At 72.7% G+C, this 15,774-nt stretch carries 13 protein-coding genes and 1 pseudogene; 10 read left to right on the top strand and 4 right to left on the bottom strand.

What is annotated here, in order from left to right; translation table 11 throughout:
• Positions 1-9: 9 nt before the first annotated feature.
• Positions 10-1,260: a cation:proton antiporter gene (locus ACZ7G3_RS13250; RefSeq protein WP_426597832.1), complete on the bottom strand. Its 1,251-nt coding sequence runs from the start codon at positions 1,258-1,260 to the stop codon at positions 10-12.
• 4 nt (positions 1,261-1,264) lie between these two features.
• Positions 1,265-1,750, bottom strand: coding sequence for a cation:proton antiporter regulatory subunit (locus tag ACZ7G3_RS13245; RefSeq protein WP_426521788.1), 486 nt, complete (start codon positions 1,748-1,750; stop codon positions 1,265-1,267).
• Between the two features lie 102 nt (positions 1,751-1,852).
• Here ACZ7G3_RS13245 and ACZ7G3_RS13240 point away from each other — a divergent pair.
• From ACZ7G3_RS13240 to ACZ7G3_RS13225, 4 genes and pseudogenes are all read left to right on the top strand, one after another.
• Positions 1,853-2,896: pseudogene (locus tag ACZ7G3_RS13240) on the top strand (sensor histidine kinase); the annotation flags it as partial.
• Between the two features lie 314 nt (positions 2,897-3,210).
• A complete protein-coding gene (locus ACZ7G3_RS13235) occupies positions 3,211-3,870 on the top strand; it encodes a response regulator (protein ID WP_426597833.1) in 660 nt (219 codons plus the stop codon).
• A 103-nt stretch (positions 3,871-3,973) separates the two neighbouring features.
• A complete protein-coding gene (gene miaB / locus ACZ7G3_RS13230; protein WP_470925373.1) occupies positions 3,974-5,491 on the top strand; it encodes a tRNA (N6-isopentenyl adenosine(37)-C2)-methylthiotransferase MiaB in 1,518 nt (505 codons plus the stop codon).
• 49 nt (positions 5,492-5,540) lie between these two features.
• Positions 5,541-6,266: a class III extradiol dioxygenase subunit B-like domain-containing protein gene (locus ACZ7G3_RS13225; protein WP_470925371.1), complete on the top strand. Its 726-nt coding sequence runs from the start codon at positions 5,541-5,543 to the stop codon at positions 6,264-6,266.
• A 246-nt stretch (positions 6,267-6,512) separates the two neighbouring features.
• On the opposite strand, the gene ACZ7G3_RS13220 is transcribed toward ACZ7G3_RS13225, so the two are convergent.
• Both ACZ7G3_RS13220 and ACZ7G3_RS13215 read right to left on the bottom strand, forming a co-directional pair.
• Entirely contained in the window at positions 6,513-6,794 is a 282-nt protein-coding gene (locus tag ACZ7G3_RS13220) for an antitoxin (protein WP_426597836.1), read from the bottom strand.
• A gap of 24 nt (positions 6,795-6,818) precedes the next feature.
• On the bottom strand, positions 6,819-7,106 hold the full coding sequence (locus ACZ7G3_RS13215; RefSeq protein WP_470925369.1) for a hypothetical protein: 288 nt from the start codon (positions 7,104-7,106) through the stop codon (positions 6,819-6,821).
• A 186-nt stretch (positions 7,107-7,292) separates the two neighbouring features.
• Between ACZ7G3_RS13215 and miaA the strand changes: the two genes are divergently transcribed.
• The 6 genes from miaA to hflX all read left to right on the top strand — a co-directional run bounded on the left by miaA (position 7,293) and on the right by hflX (position 15,759).
• Positions 7,293-8,231 (top strand): tRNA (adenosine(37)-N6)-dimethylallyltransferase MiaA, encoded by a 939-nt coding sequence (gene miaA / locus ACZ7G3_RS13210; RefSeq protein ID WP_470925367.1) that lies wholly within the window; start codon positions 7,293-7,295, stop codon positions 8,229-8,231.
• Positions 8,232-8,338: 107 nt separating this feature from the next.
• Positions 8,339-8,839, top strand: a complete 501-nt coding sequence (locus ACZ7G3_RS13205; protein WP_470925434.1) for a hypothetical protein — start codon at positions 8,339-8,341, stop codon at positions 8,837-8,839.
• Between the two features lie 263 nt (positions 8,840-9,102).
• On the top strand, positions 9,103-9,996 hold the full coding sequence (gene dapF / locus ACZ7G3_RS13200) for a diaminopimelate epimerase (RefSeq protein WP_470925365.1): 894 nt from the start codon (positions 9,103-9,105) through the stop codon (positions 9,994-9,996).
• 244 nt (positions 9,997-10,240) lie between these two features.
• On the top strand, positions 10,241-12,409 hold the full coding sequence (locus ACZ7G3_RS13195) for a RelA/SpoT family protein (RefSeq protein WP_470925363.1): 2,169 nt from the start codon (positions 10,241-10,243) through the stop codon (positions 12,407-12,409).
• Between the two features lie 169 nt (positions 12,410-12,578).
• Entirely contained in the window at positions 12,579-14,105 is a 1,527-nt protein-coding gene (locus tag ACZ7G3_RS13190; RefSeq protein ID WP_470925362.1) for a M1 family metallopeptidase, read from the top strand.
• 148 nt (positions 14,106-14,253) lie between these two features.
• Positions 14,254-15,759, top strand: a complete 1,506-nt coding sequence (gene hflX / locus ACZ7G3_RS13185; protein WP_470925360.1) for a GTPase HflX — start codon at positions 14,254-14,256, stop codon at positions 15,757-15,759.
• The last annotated feature ends 15 nt before the right edge of the window (positions 15,760-15,774 follow it).

The raw sequence follows: 15,774 nt of genomic DNA, 5'->3' as shown, positions 1-15,774 counted from the left end.
GTGGCGGGGTCAGTCGCCCACCGACGCCTCCGCCCCCGCCGTGCGAGGCGCCCCGCCGGTCCCACCGACTCCGTCGGCAGGGCCGGCGGGGCGGTCGGGATTGTCGCGGCGGCGGAAGAGACGGCTCGCCAGTGGCTCGGTGAAGCGGGCGGTGAGGGGGCCGAGGATGACCAGGATGAGGACGTAGGCCGTGGCCAGCGGTCCCAGGGACGGTTCGATGCCGGCCGAGACAGCGAGGCCCGCGATGACGATCGAGAACTCGCCGCGGGCCACCAACGCACCGCCCGTGCGCCAGCGGCCCTTGACGGAGATCCCCGCCCGCCGCGCCGCCCAGTACCCGGTGGCGATCTTCGTCACGGCGGTGAGCAGCGCCAGCGCGAGCGCGGGCAGCAGGACCGGGGGAATGCTGGCCGGATCGGTGTGCAGTCCGAAGAAGACGAAGAAGACCGCGGCGAACAGGTCCCGCAGCGGGCTCAGCAACGTGTGCGCGCCCTCCGCGACCTCCCCGGACAGCGCGATTCCCACGAGGAACGCACCCACCGCGGCCGACACCTGGAGCTGCTGCGCGACACCGGCGACCAGGATCGTCAGACCCAGCACCACCAGCAGCAGTTTCTCCGGGTCGTCACTGGAGACGAACCTCGAGATCAGGCGGCCGTAGCGCACCGCCACGAACAGCACCAGACCCGCCGCGGCCAGCGCGACCGCCAGCGTGATGCTCCCGGTCATCAGCCCGGCACCGGCGACCAGGGCCGTGACGATCGGCAGGTACACCGCCATCGCCAGGTCTTCCAGGACCAGCACACTCAGGATCACCGGGGTCTCCCGGTTGCCGACGCGGCCGAGATCGCCGAGCACCTTGGCGATGACACCGGACGACGAGATCCACGTCACCCCGGCCAGTACGACGGCGGCCACCGGGCCCCAGCCCAGCAGCAGTGCGGCCACCGCGCCCGGCACCGCGTTGAACGCGCAGTCGACGAGGCCGGCCGGATAGTGGGACTTGAGGTTGGTGACCAGGTCACCGGCCGTGTACTCGAGGCCCAGCATCAGCAGCAGGAGGATGACGCCGATCTCGGCGCCGATGGCGACGAACTCCTCGCTCGCGCCCAGCGGCAGCAGCCCGCCCTCGCCGAACGCCAGACCGGCCAGCAGATACAGCGGGATCGGGGAAAGACGGTACCGGCCGGCGAACCGGCCGAGCAGCCCGAGCCCCAGGATGATGGAGCCGAACTCGATCAGCAGAACCGCGGAGTGCACCGGCTCACTCCTGCCCGAGTATCGTCGCGGCCGCGTCGACGCCCTCGCGGGTGCCGATGACGATCAGTGTGTCACCACCCACCAGACGGAAGTCCGGCGCCGGCGACGGGATGGCCTCGGCCCGCCGCAGCACCGCGACGATCGACGCGCCGGTCTCGGTCCGCATGCACGTCTCGCCCAGCAGCCGGCCGTTCCAGCGGGATGTGGCGGCCACCTCGATACGCTCGGCGACCAGCCCCAGATCCGTGGTGTAGAGCAGGTTCGCGCTGTGGTGGGACGGCTTCAGCGCGTCGATCAGCGCGCCTGCCTCCGATGCGGCCAGGCGGAGCGAGTGCGCGCAGGAATCGGGGTCGTCGGCCCGGTACACGTTCACCGTCCGGGCGCCGTCGCGGTGTGCCACCACCGACAGATGGCGGTGTTCGCGGGTCACCAGGTCGTACTGGACCCCGATACCCGGCAGCGGCGTCGCCCTCAGGCGTGGAGCTGACACGAGCTTTCCCCTCATTCGTCCTGCATCTCTTGCTTCGCTTCGTGCACGTACGTGACGTGCTCGCGACCTCGCCATGCTGTCATCCACACGTACCGTGGCGATATGGGTGTCGTGACGGATATACGCGGCCGGGTTCGAGCGGCGAAGGTGGTTGCGGCGGTGTCGTGCACGAAGGCCGGGAGGAGCGGGAAGAGGACCGTGTCGCTGTTCTGGCGGATCTTCCTGCTCAACGCCGCGGGCCTGGTCGTCGCCACCGCACTGCTGCTGGGACCGGTCACCGTGTCGACGCCCGTTCTGGCCGGCGAGGCGCTGGTACTGCTGGCCGGCCTCGCGGCGCTGCTGGCCGGCAACGCGGTCGTCCTGCGCATAGGACTCACGCCGCTGCACCGGCTCGGCCGGGCCATGGCCACCGCCGACCTGCTGGTGCCCGGGGCCCGCCCCGCGGTCGCCGGGCCCGCCGAGGCGGCCCAGCTGATCGCGACGTACAACACGATGCTGGACCGGCTCCAGGCAGAGCGTGCCGCGGGCGCCGGCCGCGCGCTGCAGGCCCAGGAACGCGAACGCCACCGCATCGCCCGTGAACTCCACGACGAGGTGGGCCAGACCCTCACCGCCGTCCTCCTCCAGCTCAAGCGCGTCGCCGACCGGGTGCCCGGGGAACTGCGCGAGGAGGTGTCCCTGGCGCAGGAGGCCACCCGGGCCGGTCTCGACGAGATCCGCCGCATCGCCCGCCGCCTGCGTCCCGGCGTCCTGGAGGAGCTCGGCCTCGCCAGTGCCCTGCGCTCGCTCGCCACCGAGTTCACCCACCATGGGCTGACCGTCCACCACCATGTCCCCGGCGACCTGCCCCCGCTCGGCCCGGAGGCGGAACTCGTGATCTACCGGGTCGCCCAGGAGGGCCTGACCAACACCGCCCGCCACGCCGCCGGCGACCGCGCGGAGCTCAGCCTCCGCCCACTGCCCGGCGGCGTCGAACTGCTCGTACGCGACAACGGCACCGGCCTCGGAGAGGCCCCCGAGGGCGCCGGTATCCGCGGGATGCGCGAACGGGCCCTGCTGATAGGAGCCGAAATCCACTTCGAACCCGCCCCCGGACGGGGCACCGACGTACGCCTGCGTGTCCCGGTCCCGCGGGGAGACCGAACCGGAAACCGAGCCGAGGGCGCGTTCGGGGAGCCGGCCGGAAACCGAGCCCGCGGCGGAAACGGGGAATCAACCGGAAACCGAGCCCGCGGCGGAGTCGGAAGGCCGGCCGGAAATCCAGCCGGGGACGAGGCGGGGGCGCAGTCCGTGGCTCGGGCCGGGGACGGGGTCGGTACCGAGTCCGTGGTCCGGGCCGGGGACGGGGTCGGTACCCCGTCCGTGGACCGAGCCGGGGACGCGGTCGGTACCGGGTCCGTGGACCGAACCAGGGACGCGGTCGGGGACCGGTCCCCAGACCGAACCGGAGACCGTCCCTGATGTCCGCCCGGCCCCCGATCCGCGTCCTGCTCGCCGACGACCACACCCTCGTGCGCCGCGGAGTGCGCCTCATCCTGGACGGCGAACCGGACCTGACCGTCGTCGCCGAGGCCGGGGACGGCGCCGAGGCCGTCGCGGCGGCGCGGGCCACCGAGGTCGACCTCGCCGTCCTGGACGTCGCCATGCCCCGCATGACCGGCCTCCAGGCGGCCCGCGAACTCTCCCGCCGCCTGCCCGGGCTGCGCATCCTCATCCTGACCATGTACGACAACGAGCAGTACTTCTTCGAGGCCCTCAAGGCCGGTGCCTGCGGCTACGTCCTCAAATCCGTCGCCGACCGCGACCTGGTCGAGGCGTGCAGGGCGGCGGTACGCGACGAGCCGTTCATCTACCCGGGCGCCGAGCGGGCCCTGGTCCGCTCCTACCTGGACCGCCTGCACAGTGGCGACGGCCTGCCCGAGCGGCCCATCACCGAACGCGAGGAGGAGATCCTCAAGCTCGTCGCCGAGGGCCACACCTCGAAGGAGATCGGTGAGCTGCTGTTCATCAGCGCCAAGACCGTCGAACGGCACCGCGCCAACCTTCTCCAGAAGCTCGGCGTCCGCGACCGCCTGGAACTCACCCGGTACGCGATTCGCGCGGGCCTCATAGAGCCCTGACCACCGGGGATGACCGTCAGCTCCGACCAGCCCCGACCGGCCTCGGTCCCGGTTGTCCACAGGCGGCCGGGGCCATCGCCGCCGACCGCCTACCCTTATGGCCATGAGCAGCATCGACCGGAGCCAGTCAGTGGGCGGCACACGCACCTATGAAGTACGCACCTACGGGTGCCAGATGAACGTCCACGACTCCGAGCGATTGTCCGGTCTGCTGGAGGACGCGGGCTACATCCGCGCCCCCGAGGGGGCCGACGGCGACGCGGACGTCGTCGTCTTCAACACCTGCGCCGTGCGGGAGAACGCCGACAACAAGCTGTACGGCAATCTCGGCCGCCTCGCCCCGAGGAAGGCGAGCCGGCCCGGCATGCAGATCGCGGTCGGCGGCTGCCTGGCGCAGAAGGACCGCGACACCATCGTGAAGCGGGCGCCCTGGGTGGACGTCGTCTTCGGCACGCACAACATCGGCAAGCTGCCCGTCCTGCTGGAGCGCGCCCGCGTGCAGGAGGAGGCGCAGGTCGAGATCGCCGAGTCCCTGGAGGCGTTCCCGTCCACGCTGCCGACCCGGCGCGAGAGCGCCTACGCGGCCTGGGTCTCCATCTCCGTCGGCTGCAACAACACCTGCACCTTCTGCATCGTCCCCGCGCTGCGCGGCAAGGAGAAGGACCGCCGGCCCGGCGACATCCTCGCCGAGGTCGAGGCCCTGGTCGCCGAGGGTGTCTCCGAGATCACCCTCCTCGGGCAGAACGTCAACGCCTACGGCTCCGACATCGGTGACCGCGAGGCCTTCAGCAAGCTGCTGCGCGCCTGCGGCACCATCGACGGCCTGGAGCGCGTCCGCTTCACCTCCCCGCACCCGCGCGACTTCACCGACGACGTCATCGCCGCCATGGCCGAGACGCCCAACGCGATGCCGCAGCTGCACATGCCGCTCCAGTCCGGCTCCGACCCGGTGCTGAAGGCGATGCGCCGCTCCTACCGGCAGGAGCGCTACCTGGGGATCATCGAGAAGGTGCGCGCCGCCATCCCGCACGCTGCGATCACCACCGACATCATCGTGGGCTTCCCCGGCGAGACCGAGGAGGACTTCGAGCAGACCCTGCACGTGGTGCGCGAGGCCCGCTTCGCCCAGGCCTTCACGTTCCAGTACTCCAAGCGGCCCGGAACGCCGGCCGCCGAGATGGACGGCCAGATCCCCAAGGCGGTCGTCCAGGAGCGCTACGAGCGTCTCGTCGCCCTTCAGGAGGAGATCTCCTGGGAGGAGAACAAGAAGCAGGTCGGCCGCACCCTGGAGCTGATGGTCGCCGAGGGCGAGGGCCGCAAGGACGGTGCCACCCACCGCCTCTCCGGCCGCGCCCCCGACAACCGCCTGGTGCACTTCACCAAGCCCGCCCAGGAGGTCCGGCCGGGCGACGTGGTGACGGTGGAGATCAGCTACGCCGCTCCGCACCACCTCCTCGCCGAGGGCGAGGTGCTCGGTGTGCGCCGCACGCGCGCGGGCGACGCCTGGCAGAAGCGCAACGAGGCCGAGCGGGCCAAGCCCGTCGGTGTGATGCTGGGCCTGCCGAAGATCGGCGTTCCCGAGCCCCAGCCCGCCGTGGCGAGCGGCTGCGGCTGCGACTGACCGCAGGCCGGGCGGCCGCGGAGGGCGGTGCGGGGTTACGCTGCCGATCATGCTTGTCGCCGCCGCTGTCTGCCCCTGTCCGCCGCTCCTCGTGCCGGAGGTCGCCGCGGGTGCCGCACCCGAAATGGACGCCGTGCGTGCCGCGTGCACGGACGCGCTGGGCGTGCTCGCCGCCGCCCGGCCCGACCGGCTCGTGGTCGTCGGCCCCGGGAGCGGTGCCGACGCCGGGCCCGAGGCCTACCCGCAGGGCGCGTGGGGCTCCTTCCGCGGCTTCGGCGTGGATCTGGCGGTGAGCCTGGGCCCGGACCGCGCGCAGGGGGAGCAGACCGGGCCGCAGCTGCCGTACGGGCTGGCCGTGGGCGCCTGGCTGCTCGGACACACCGGGTGGGCCGACGCCCCCGTCGAGGGCATCGGCGTGGGGGAGGCCCTCCCCGCCGGGCGCTGCGCCGCCGTAGGAGGGGACGTCGCCGCTCGGGCCGGGCGGGTGGCCCTGCTGGTGCTGGGCGACGCCAGCGCGTGCCGCACGCTCAAGGCCCCCGGATACCTCGATGAGCGGGCGGCGCCCTTCGACGCGGAGGTGGGGCGTGCGCTGGGAGCGGCGGACGTGGCCGCTCTCGCGGCGCTGGACGTCGCACTGGCCCGCGAGCTCAAGGTGTCCGGCCGGGCGCCCTGGCAGGTGCTGGCGGGCGCGGCCGAGGGCACGGACCTCGCCGGCGCGCTGCTGTACGAGGACGCGCCGTACGGGGTGGGGTACGTCACGGCCACCTGGTCGTAGCCGGCGCGGCCACCGGCCGTCGGCACGCCGGGCAGCGGTCGTCGGCACGCCGGGCAGCGGTCGTCGGCACGCCGGGCAGCGGTCGTCGGCAGGCCGGGCAGCGGCCGTCGGCAAGGCGTCGAAGGGTATCGGCGGGGCGGCCGTGGGACGCCGTTCCCGCGCGAGCCGGCGGACGGCCCGGAGCTGAGCCGCTCGTGACCGTCCGCCGATGTGCCGGTGACCCGCCGGCGCCCCGGGGTGCGCGGGTCAGGAAGCCGGAGGCGGCCCGGCCGGCGGGCTGGTGCCCGGTGTGCCGCCGCTTCCGTCCGTGCCGCCGGCGTCCTTGTGGGCGAGGCGGTCCATGGCGCCCTTGGCCTTGCCCGTACCCGTCTGGATCCGGTCGCTGTACTTGCCCTTGGTCCTCTCGTCGACGGTCCTCGCCACCTTGTCGAGACCGCGGTCGATCTTGTCCCCGTGCTGCTGCGCGAGGTCGGAGACCTTGCCCTTCGCCGGTCCCAGCTTGGCCTTCAAGTTGTCCAGGAGACCCATGGTTCGCCTTCCCTCACGGGACAGTCAGGTGCGGGCGCCCTTGTCGGCCTCGTTGTCGACGGCCTCCCCGGCGGACTGCTGCTTGGGGATGCCGACACTCTCCGCGTCGGCGGAGTCGGCGGCGTCGGTGGACTCGTCGGCCTCCGCGGGCTGAGCGGTGTTCCGGGGGCCGGCGTCGGCTGCGGACGTGGCTTCCGCCGCGTTCTCCTCCGCCGCGCGCTCGGGCTCCGGGGTGACGGCGGCCGGCGTGTCGGCGGCCGTAGCCTCCTCCGTGGTCTTCGACCTCCGAAAAAGCCGTGCAAAAACGCCCATATCAACAACTCCATAGGTTACTCGTGCGGGCGAAATCCCGCGGCTTCCGGTGCGTCCGTTTGCGTGGCCGGGGCCATGGCCCCGGTGGTCCGGGGCGCGGGAACCTCGCAACGGGCAACGATCCCGGCTCCGCGCCGTCACGTAACTCGTTCGAGGGCCGGGTGAGAGGTTTGCGAGACTGGTGCGGTGAGCAGCGCACCCCCCGCCCCCCGCGTCATCGCCGTAGTCGGACCCACCGCGGCCGGAAAGTCCGATCTGGGCGTCTTCCTGGCCCAGCGGCTCGGCGGTGAGGTCGTCAACGCCGACTCCATGCAGCTCTACCGTGGGATGGACATCGGTACCGCCAAGCTGACGCCCGAGGAGCGCGGTGGCGTCCCGCACCATCTTCTCGACATCTGGGACGTGACGGTCACGGCGTCCGTCGCCGAGTACCAGCGGCTGGCGCGGGAGCGCATCGACGCGCTGCTCGCCGAGGGCCGCTGGCCGATCCTCGTCGGCGGCTCCGGCCTCTACGTCCGCGGCGCCGTCGACAACCTGGAGTTCCCCGGCACCGACCCCGAGGTCAGGGCCCGGCTGGAGCAGGAGCTGGAACTGCGGGGCCCGGGAGCGCTGCACACTCGCCTGGCCGCCGCCGACCCGGAAGCCGGGCAGGCCATCCTGCCCAGCAACGGGCGCCGGATCGTGCGCGCCCTGGAGGTGATCGAGATCACCGGCAGGCCCTTCACCGCCAACCTTCCCGGCCACGACTCCGTCTACGACACCGTGCAGATCGGCGTCGACGTGGCACGCCCCGAGCTGGACGAGCGCATCGCCCGCCGGGTCGACCTGATGTGGGAGGCGGGTCTGGTCGACGAGGTGCGCTCCCTCGAGGCGCAGGGGTTGCGCGAGGGGCGTACGGCGTCGCGCGCGCTCGGCTACCAGCAGGTACTCGCGGCCCTCGCCGGCGAATGCACGCTCGACGAGGCGCGGGCCGAGACCGTCCGTGCCACCAAACGCTTCGCGCGCCGTCAGGATTCGTGGTTCAGGCGCGATCCGCGGGTGCACTGGTTGAGTGGGGCTGTGGCGGATCGCACGGAACTTCCGCGGCACGCCCTGTCGTTGGTCGAACGACCGGTTACAGCCTGATCACGTGATGGCATCGGGACGCCCCGGCCGTCATCCGGTCCTTCGGCGGCGTGCCATCATCGAGCTTCGATCGACCTAGTGAGTCCTAGTTGGGAGGGCGCGTGGCGATGGAGGCCGGCCCTCACAACACCGCACCGAGCACCGAGCACGGCACCGCCGACCACGGCGGGCCGGAGCCGGACGGAGGCGCTCTGAGCCCCGACGGGCCCGACGAGACGCAGGAGCGCGTGGCCACCGACGGCCCCGAGCCCGACGAGATGTACGGGGACGAGGTCGAGGTCGAACTGCGTCCGCAGCGACGACTGCGGATCTGGCAGCTCGCACCCATCGTGTGCCTGGCCGCGGTCGGCTCCCTGATGTTCGCCTTCCCGCTCGCCTTCGACTTCGGCGACAGCGGCGCCGTGATCGCGATGCTGGGGCTGCTGATCTGCTCCTGCGCGGCCGGCTGGGGCATGATGGCCGCGCGCAGGGTCGGCTACACCTGGCCGGGCCTGCCGCAGCGCGCCTCGGGGCGCCGTGCCGACTGGCGGATGATCCTCGCGTACGCCCTGGCGGTCGCCGCCGTCGTCGTCCTGGCCGTGTGGCGGGTGGCCCGGCTGCGCAGCTGACGCGCGCCCGCCGCCGCGGGCCGGCGGCTCATGCGCGCGTCTGCCGCCGCGGTCCGGCAGCCCGCGCGTACGCGACAGCGTCCCGCTCCGCTCCGTCCGCTCCAGGTGGGGCACGGCGGCCCGCACGCGCCCGCGACAGCAGCGCACCGGCATGGACGACGGCCCCTCCTGGCAGCCCGGCGCGCCCGCACACGGGCCGCGCCCCCTGTCCGCGCGCGCCCCGCTCCGCGTCGTCCGCCGGAGCCACGCCGTACGATCGAGGAATGAGCACGCGGATCGCCTTCCTCAAGGGTCACGGTACCGAGAACGACTTCGTGATCGTTCCGGATCCGGAGAACGCCATCGACCTGCCCCCCGCTGCCGCCGCCGCCCTCTGCGACCGCCGGGCGGGCATCGGTGGCGACGGGCTGCTGCACGTGGTGCGGTCCGCGGCGCACCCCGAGGCCAGGGGCATGGCGGCCGAGGCGGAGTGGTTCATGGACTACCGCAACGGCGACGGTTCCGTCGCCGAGATGTGCGGTAACGGCGTGCGGGTCTTCGCGCGCTACCTCCAGCACGCCGGGTACGCCACCGAGGGCGACCTCGCCGTCGCCACGCGCGGGGGCGTGAAGACCGTGCACATCGCCAAGACCGCGTCCGACGGCGGCTCCGCCGCGGGGGACATCACCGTCGGCATGGGCCGTGCGCTCCTCCCCGACGGCGACGTCGTGGTGAGCGTCGACGGGCGCAGCTGGCCCGCGCGGAACGTGAACATGGGCAACCCGCACGCGGTCGCCTTCGTCGCCGACCTCGCCCACGCGGGAGACCTGTACTCCCCGCCGCCCTACGAGCCCGCCACCGCCTACCCGGACGGCGTCAACGTCGAGTTCGTGGTCGACCGCGGCCCCCGCCACGTCGCGATGCGCGTGCACGAGCGCGGCTCCGGCGAGACCCGCTCCTGCGGCACGGGCGCGTGCGCCGTCGCCGTCGCCACCGCCCGCAGGGACGGCGCCGACCCGGCGGTCACCGGCACGCCTGTGACGTACACCGTCGACGTGCCCGGCGGCACCCTGGTGATCACCGAGCGCCCCGACGGCGGAATCGAGATGACGGGCCCCGCGGTGATCGTCGCCGAGGGCGAGTTCGACTCCGGATGGCTGGAAGGGGTACTCGCCTGAACCACAGGCCCGGCCCACGGCACTCGGCCCAGGGCATCAGGCCATGACACTCAGTGCGAAAACGTAAATCCTCGGACCATCGCTCGAATGGGTGATCCGTTTCACGCTCGGCGAGAGGCGGTCGGCCGCACGTGATCGGCTCGATAGCATCAAGCACCGGCCCGGACGGGGGACCGACACCATCCCCTGAGCCGTGTCCGCCCTGGGATACCCCGTCCGCCGGTCCGTGCAGCCGGAGGTGCCCATGAATGCGGAGGCCGTGAATCCAGCGAGCCCAGGCCCTGTGACGCCCACAGCCACCGGCGCCGTCGTGCCGACGTCGCCGCGCCGGAAGGCCCGCCCCCGGATCGACCTGCGCCGCCTGGGCCGCGCCGCACTGCTCGGCTCCGCCGCCCGCGGCCGGCTGCCCGACGCCATCGGCCACGTCGCCGAGGCGCACCGCGCCCACCATCCCGACGCCGACCTCGACCCGCTGCGCCGCGCCTACGTGCTGGCCGAGTCGTCGCACCGCGGCCAGATGCGCAAGAGCGGCGAGCCGTACATCACCCACCCCCTCGCCGTGACCCTGATCCTCGCCGAACTGGGCGCGGAGACCACCACGCTGACCGCCTCCCTCCTCCACGACACCGTCGAGGACACCGACGTCACCCTCGACCAGGTCGGCGAGCAGTTCGGCGCCGAGGTCCGCTACCTCGTCGACGGCGTCACCAAGCTGGAGAAGGTCGACTACGGCGCCGCCGCCGAGCCCGAGACCTTCCGCAAGATGCTCCTCGCCACCGGCAACGACGTCCGCGTGATGTCGATCAAACTGGCCGACCGGCTGCACAACATGCGCACCCTCGGCGTCATGCGCCGCGAGAAACAGGAGCGCATCGCCAAGGTGACCCGGGACGTGCTCATCCCGCTCGCCGAACGGCTCGGCGTGCAGGCACTCAAGTCCGAGCTGGAGGACCTCGTCTTCGCGGTCATGCACCCCGAGGAGTACGAGCGCACGCGGAAGCTGGTCGACGAGAACGCCGCCCGCGCGGACGATCCGCTCGCCGCGGTCGCCGACGAGGTACGCGGCGTGCTGCGCGAGGCCGACATCCCCGCAGAAGTCCTCATCCGGCCCCGCCACTTCGTCTCCGTGCACCGTGTCTCCCGTAAACGCGGACCGCTCGGCGGCGCGGACTTCGGCCGCCTCCTGGTGCTCGTACAGGAGGACGCCGACTGCTACGCCGTCCTGGGTGAGCTGCACACCTGCATGACGCCCGTCGTCTCGGAGTTCAAGGACTTCATCGCCGTACCCAAGTTCAACCTGTACCAGTCGCTGCACACCGCCGTGGCCCGCGCGAAGGACGGCCAGGTCGTCGAGGTCCTCATCCGGACCCACCAGATGCACAAGGTCGCCGAGGCCGGAGTCGTCGCGCTCGGCAATCCCTACGCACCCCCGTCGGAGGAGCAGACCGCGGGCGACGGCGAGCGCGCCGACCCGACGCGGCCCGGCTGGCTCTCCCGGCTGCTCGACTGGCAGCGGGGCGCCCCCGACCCCGATACCTTCTGGTCCACCCTTCGCGAGGACCTCGCCCAGGACCGGGAGATCACCGTCTTCCGGCCCGACGGCGGCGCCCTCGGCCTGCCCGAGGGCGCGACCTGCGTGGACGCCGCGTACGCCCAGTACGGCGAGGACGCGCACGCGACCCTGGGAGCCCGGGTCAACGGCCGCCTGGCGACCATGAGCACGGTGCTGAAGGACGGCGACACCGTGCACCTGCTGATGGGGCAGGACCCCGCCTCCGAGCCCTCCAGGGAGTGGCTGGAGCACGCCCACACGCCCGCCGCGCGGATCGCCATCCAGCGCCGGCTCGCCGCCCACCCGGAGCCGGCGCCCGCCGAAGCGGAGGAGGCACCCCGAGGTCCCGCCGCCGGCGACGCGCCCGCCTCGCGCCCGACGTCCGAGGGCCCGGCCGCCCGCCCCGCCTCCGCCGACGTCCTCGTCGACCCGCCGGGCGCGACCGTACGGCTGGCCGGCTGCTGCACCCCCGTACCGCCCGACGAGATCACCGGCTTCGCCGTGCGCGGAGGCGTGGTGACCGTGCACCGCTCGGAGTGCGCCGTGGTGGCGCGCATGCAGAGCGCGGGGCGCGCGGAGGTCGGCGTGCGCTGGGGGGAGAGCACCCAGTGCCGGGTCACCCTGCTCGCCGAATCGTTCGGCCGCCCGCATCTCCTGGCCGACCTCACGGAGGCCATGGCCGTCGAAGGCGCCGAGATCGTCTCCGCGACCGTCGAACCCCCCGACCGGCAGCGGGTCCGCCACACCTACACGGTCCTGCTCCCGGACGCGGCCCGGCTGCCCGCCCTCATGCGCGCGATGCGAGACGTGGCCGGGGTGTACGACGTGAGCAGATCACAACCGCAGACCACGGGCGCCTGAGGCGGACCGGCCGGAACCCAGGCGTCCGAGCCGGACCGATCGTCAGGCCACTGCGCCGAGCCGGACCGGTCGCTGGACGCAGCCGGACCGGTCGCCGGGACGTACCCGTTCGAGTGCCCCGGGCGCGCGCCGTCGCCGCGGCGCACGCGCGCGCTGATAGCCGTGGGGCATGCCGCACACCCCTCACACCCCCGCACCGCCGAACCGCGCGCGAGTCCGCCGCCGGCTCAGGGCCGCCGCGCTGCTCGCCTCGGCCGTCTCCGTCTGCCTGGTCGCCGCGAGCGCCCCGCCGGCCCCCCTGGGCGTCGGCGACCGGCTCTTCCCGCACCTGGGCAACCCCGGCTACGACGTGTCGGCGTACGACCTCTCCTTCACCTACTCCGGCAGCAACAGCGAGCCGCTGACGGCCGTCACCACCATCGACGCCCGCACGACGGCCGCCCTGGACCGGGTCAACCTCGACTTCGCCCACGGAAGGGTCGACTCCGTCGAGGTCGACGGCGAGCGCGCCGGCTTCGTCACGGCCGGCGAGGACCTCGTCGTCACGCCCGCGGGCGGGCTCGACGCGGGCGAGCGGATGCGGATCACCGTGCGGCACACCAGTGACCCCGTGTACCCGGAGGACCGCGAGGGCGGCTGGGTGCGCACCGCCGACGGCCTCGCCATGGCCAACCAGGCCGACGTCGCCCACCTGGTGTTCCCCTGCAACGACCACCCCTCCGACAAGGCCCGGTTCACCTTCCGGGTCACCGCCCCCGACGGGCTCACGGCCGTCGCGAACGGTCTGCCGGCAGGAGCGGACCGGTCCGGCGGATCGACCACCTGGACGTACCGGACCGGGCACCCCATGGCCACCGAGCTGGCCCAGGTCTCCATCGGCCGCTCCACGGTGCTGCACCGCACCGGCCCGCACGGACTGCCCGTCCGGGACGTCGTGCCGACGAAGCACCGCGCGGCGCTGGAACCGTGGCTGACGAAGACCGCCGGCCAGATCGCGTGGATGGAGGACAAGGTCGGGCGCTACCCCTTCGAGACGTACGGCCTGCTCATGGCCGACGCCACCACCGGTTTCGCACTCGAGACCCAGACGCTCTCCCTCTTCGAGCAGGATCTCTTCACCGAACCGGGCTACCCGAAGTGGTACGTCGAGTCGATCATGGTGCATGAGCTGGCCCACCAGTGGTTCGGCAACAGCGTCAGCCCGGCCGACTGGTCCGACCTGTGGCTGAACGAGGGACACGCCACCTGGTACGAGGCGCTGTACGCGGAGGAGACCGCAGACCAGTCCCTGGAAGCGCGCATGAAGGACGCCTACGGTGCCTCCGACCGCTGGCGCACGGCGGGCGGACCGCCTGCCGCCCCCGAGCCGCCCGCGCCCGGCGACAAGACCGGCATCTTCCGGCCCAACGTCTACGACGGCGCGGCCCTCGTGCTCTACGCCCTGCGCCAGGAGATCGGCCGCCCGGCCTTCGAGCGCGTCGAACGTGAATGGGTCACCCGGCACCGGGACGGCACGGCGACGACCGCCGACTTCGTCCGGCTCGCCTCCGAGATCTCCGGCCGCGGCCTGGACGACTTCTTCCAGGCCTGGCTCTACGGGGAGAAGACCCCGCCGATGCCCGGCCACCCGGACTGGAAGCCCACGGCGGCCGGCCAGGCGCCGAAGGCCGCCACCGAGAGGGCACACGGGAAATAAGCCGGTGACGAGACGGTCCGTGCCGTGCGACCATCATCGGGACGGCACGGCAGGGCGGCCGCGGGAATCTCCCCGGCGGCTCGTGCGTTGTGCTGAATGTCGCGGCACCAACGCCGCACGACTCGCTTCCCGGCTACGTAAGGATCCAATGACCTTCTCTTCTTCCCCCTCCCAGGACACCAAGCGTCTCGCGCAGACCCATCCCGAGGGCCTTCGGGCCGATGCCCTGATGGAAGAGGACGTCGCCTGGAGCCACGACACCGACCCGAAGTGGGACGGCGAGCAGTTCGACCGCTCCGACCGCGCGGCGCTGCGCCGCGTGGCGGGCCTGTCCACCGAGCTCGAGGACGTCACCGAGGTCGAGTACCGCCAGCTCCGCCTGGAGCGGGTCGTCCTCGTCGGCGTGTGGACCTCGGGCACCGTGCAGGACGCGGAGAACAGCCTCGCCGAGCTGGCCGCCCTCGCGGAGACCGCCGGTGCGCTCGTACTCGACGGCGTCGTCCAGCGCCGCGACAAGCCCGACGCCGCCACCTACATCGGCTCCGGCAAGGCCGAGGAGCTGCGGGACGTCGTTCACGACACGGGCGCGGACACCGTCATCTGCGACGGTGAGCTCAGCCCGGGCCAGCTGATCCACCTCGAGGACGTCGTCAAGGTCAAGGTCATCGACCGTACGGCCCTGATCCTGGACATCTTCGCCCAGCACGCCAAGTCCCGGGAGGGCAAGGCGCAGGTCGCGCTCGCGCAGATGCAGTACATGCTGCCGAGGCTGCGCGGCTGGGGCCAGTCGCTGTCCCGGCAGATGGGCGGCGGCAAGGGCGGCGGCCTGGCCACCCGTGGTCCCGGTGAGACCAAGATCGAAACGGACCGGCGCCGGATCCGCGAGAAGATGGCGAAGATGCGCCGGGAGATCGCGGAGATGAAGACCGGCCGCGAGATCAAGCGCCAGGAGCGCAAGCGTCACAAGGTTCCGTCCGTCGCCATCGCGGGCTACACCAACGCGGGCAAGTCCTCGCTGCTCAACCGCCTCACCGGCGCGGGCGTGCTGGTGGAGAACGCCCTGTTCGCCACCCTCGACCCGACCGTGCGCCGTGCGGAGACGCCCAGCGGGCGGCTGTACACCCTGGCCGACACCGTCGGCTTCGTCCGGCACCTGCCGCACCACCTGGTCGAGGCGTTCCGCTCCACGATGGAGGAGGTCGGCGAATCCGACCTGATCCTGCACGTGGTGGACGGTTCGCACCCGGCTCCGGAGGAGCAGCTGGCCGCCGTGCGCGAGGTGATCAGGGACGTCGGCGCCACCGACCTGCCCGAGATCGTCGTGATCAACAAGGCCGACATGGCCGACCCGCTGGTGCTCCAGCGGCTGATGCGGGTCGAGAAGCGGTCCATCGCCGTCTCGGCACGCACCGGCCAGGGCATCGACGAACTGCTCGCCCTGATCGACAACGAGCTGCCGCACCCGTCGGTCGAGATCGAGGCGCTCGTGCCGTACACCCACGGCAAGCTGGTCGCCCGTGCCCACGACGAGGGCGAGGTGATCTCCGAGGAGCACACCCCGGAGGGCACCCTGCTCAAGGTCCGGGTGCACGAGGAACTGGCGGCGGAGCTCACGCCGTACGTTCCGGCGCCCGTGCTGCGTCCCGTGGGCTGACGTACACGCGGGAAG

The sequence above is a fragment of the Streptomyces sp. NPDC037271 genome, assembly GCF_055603605.1.
The sequence above is the reverse complement of the archived record's forward strand: the minus strand, read 5'-3'. Positions and strand labels throughout refer to the sequence as shown.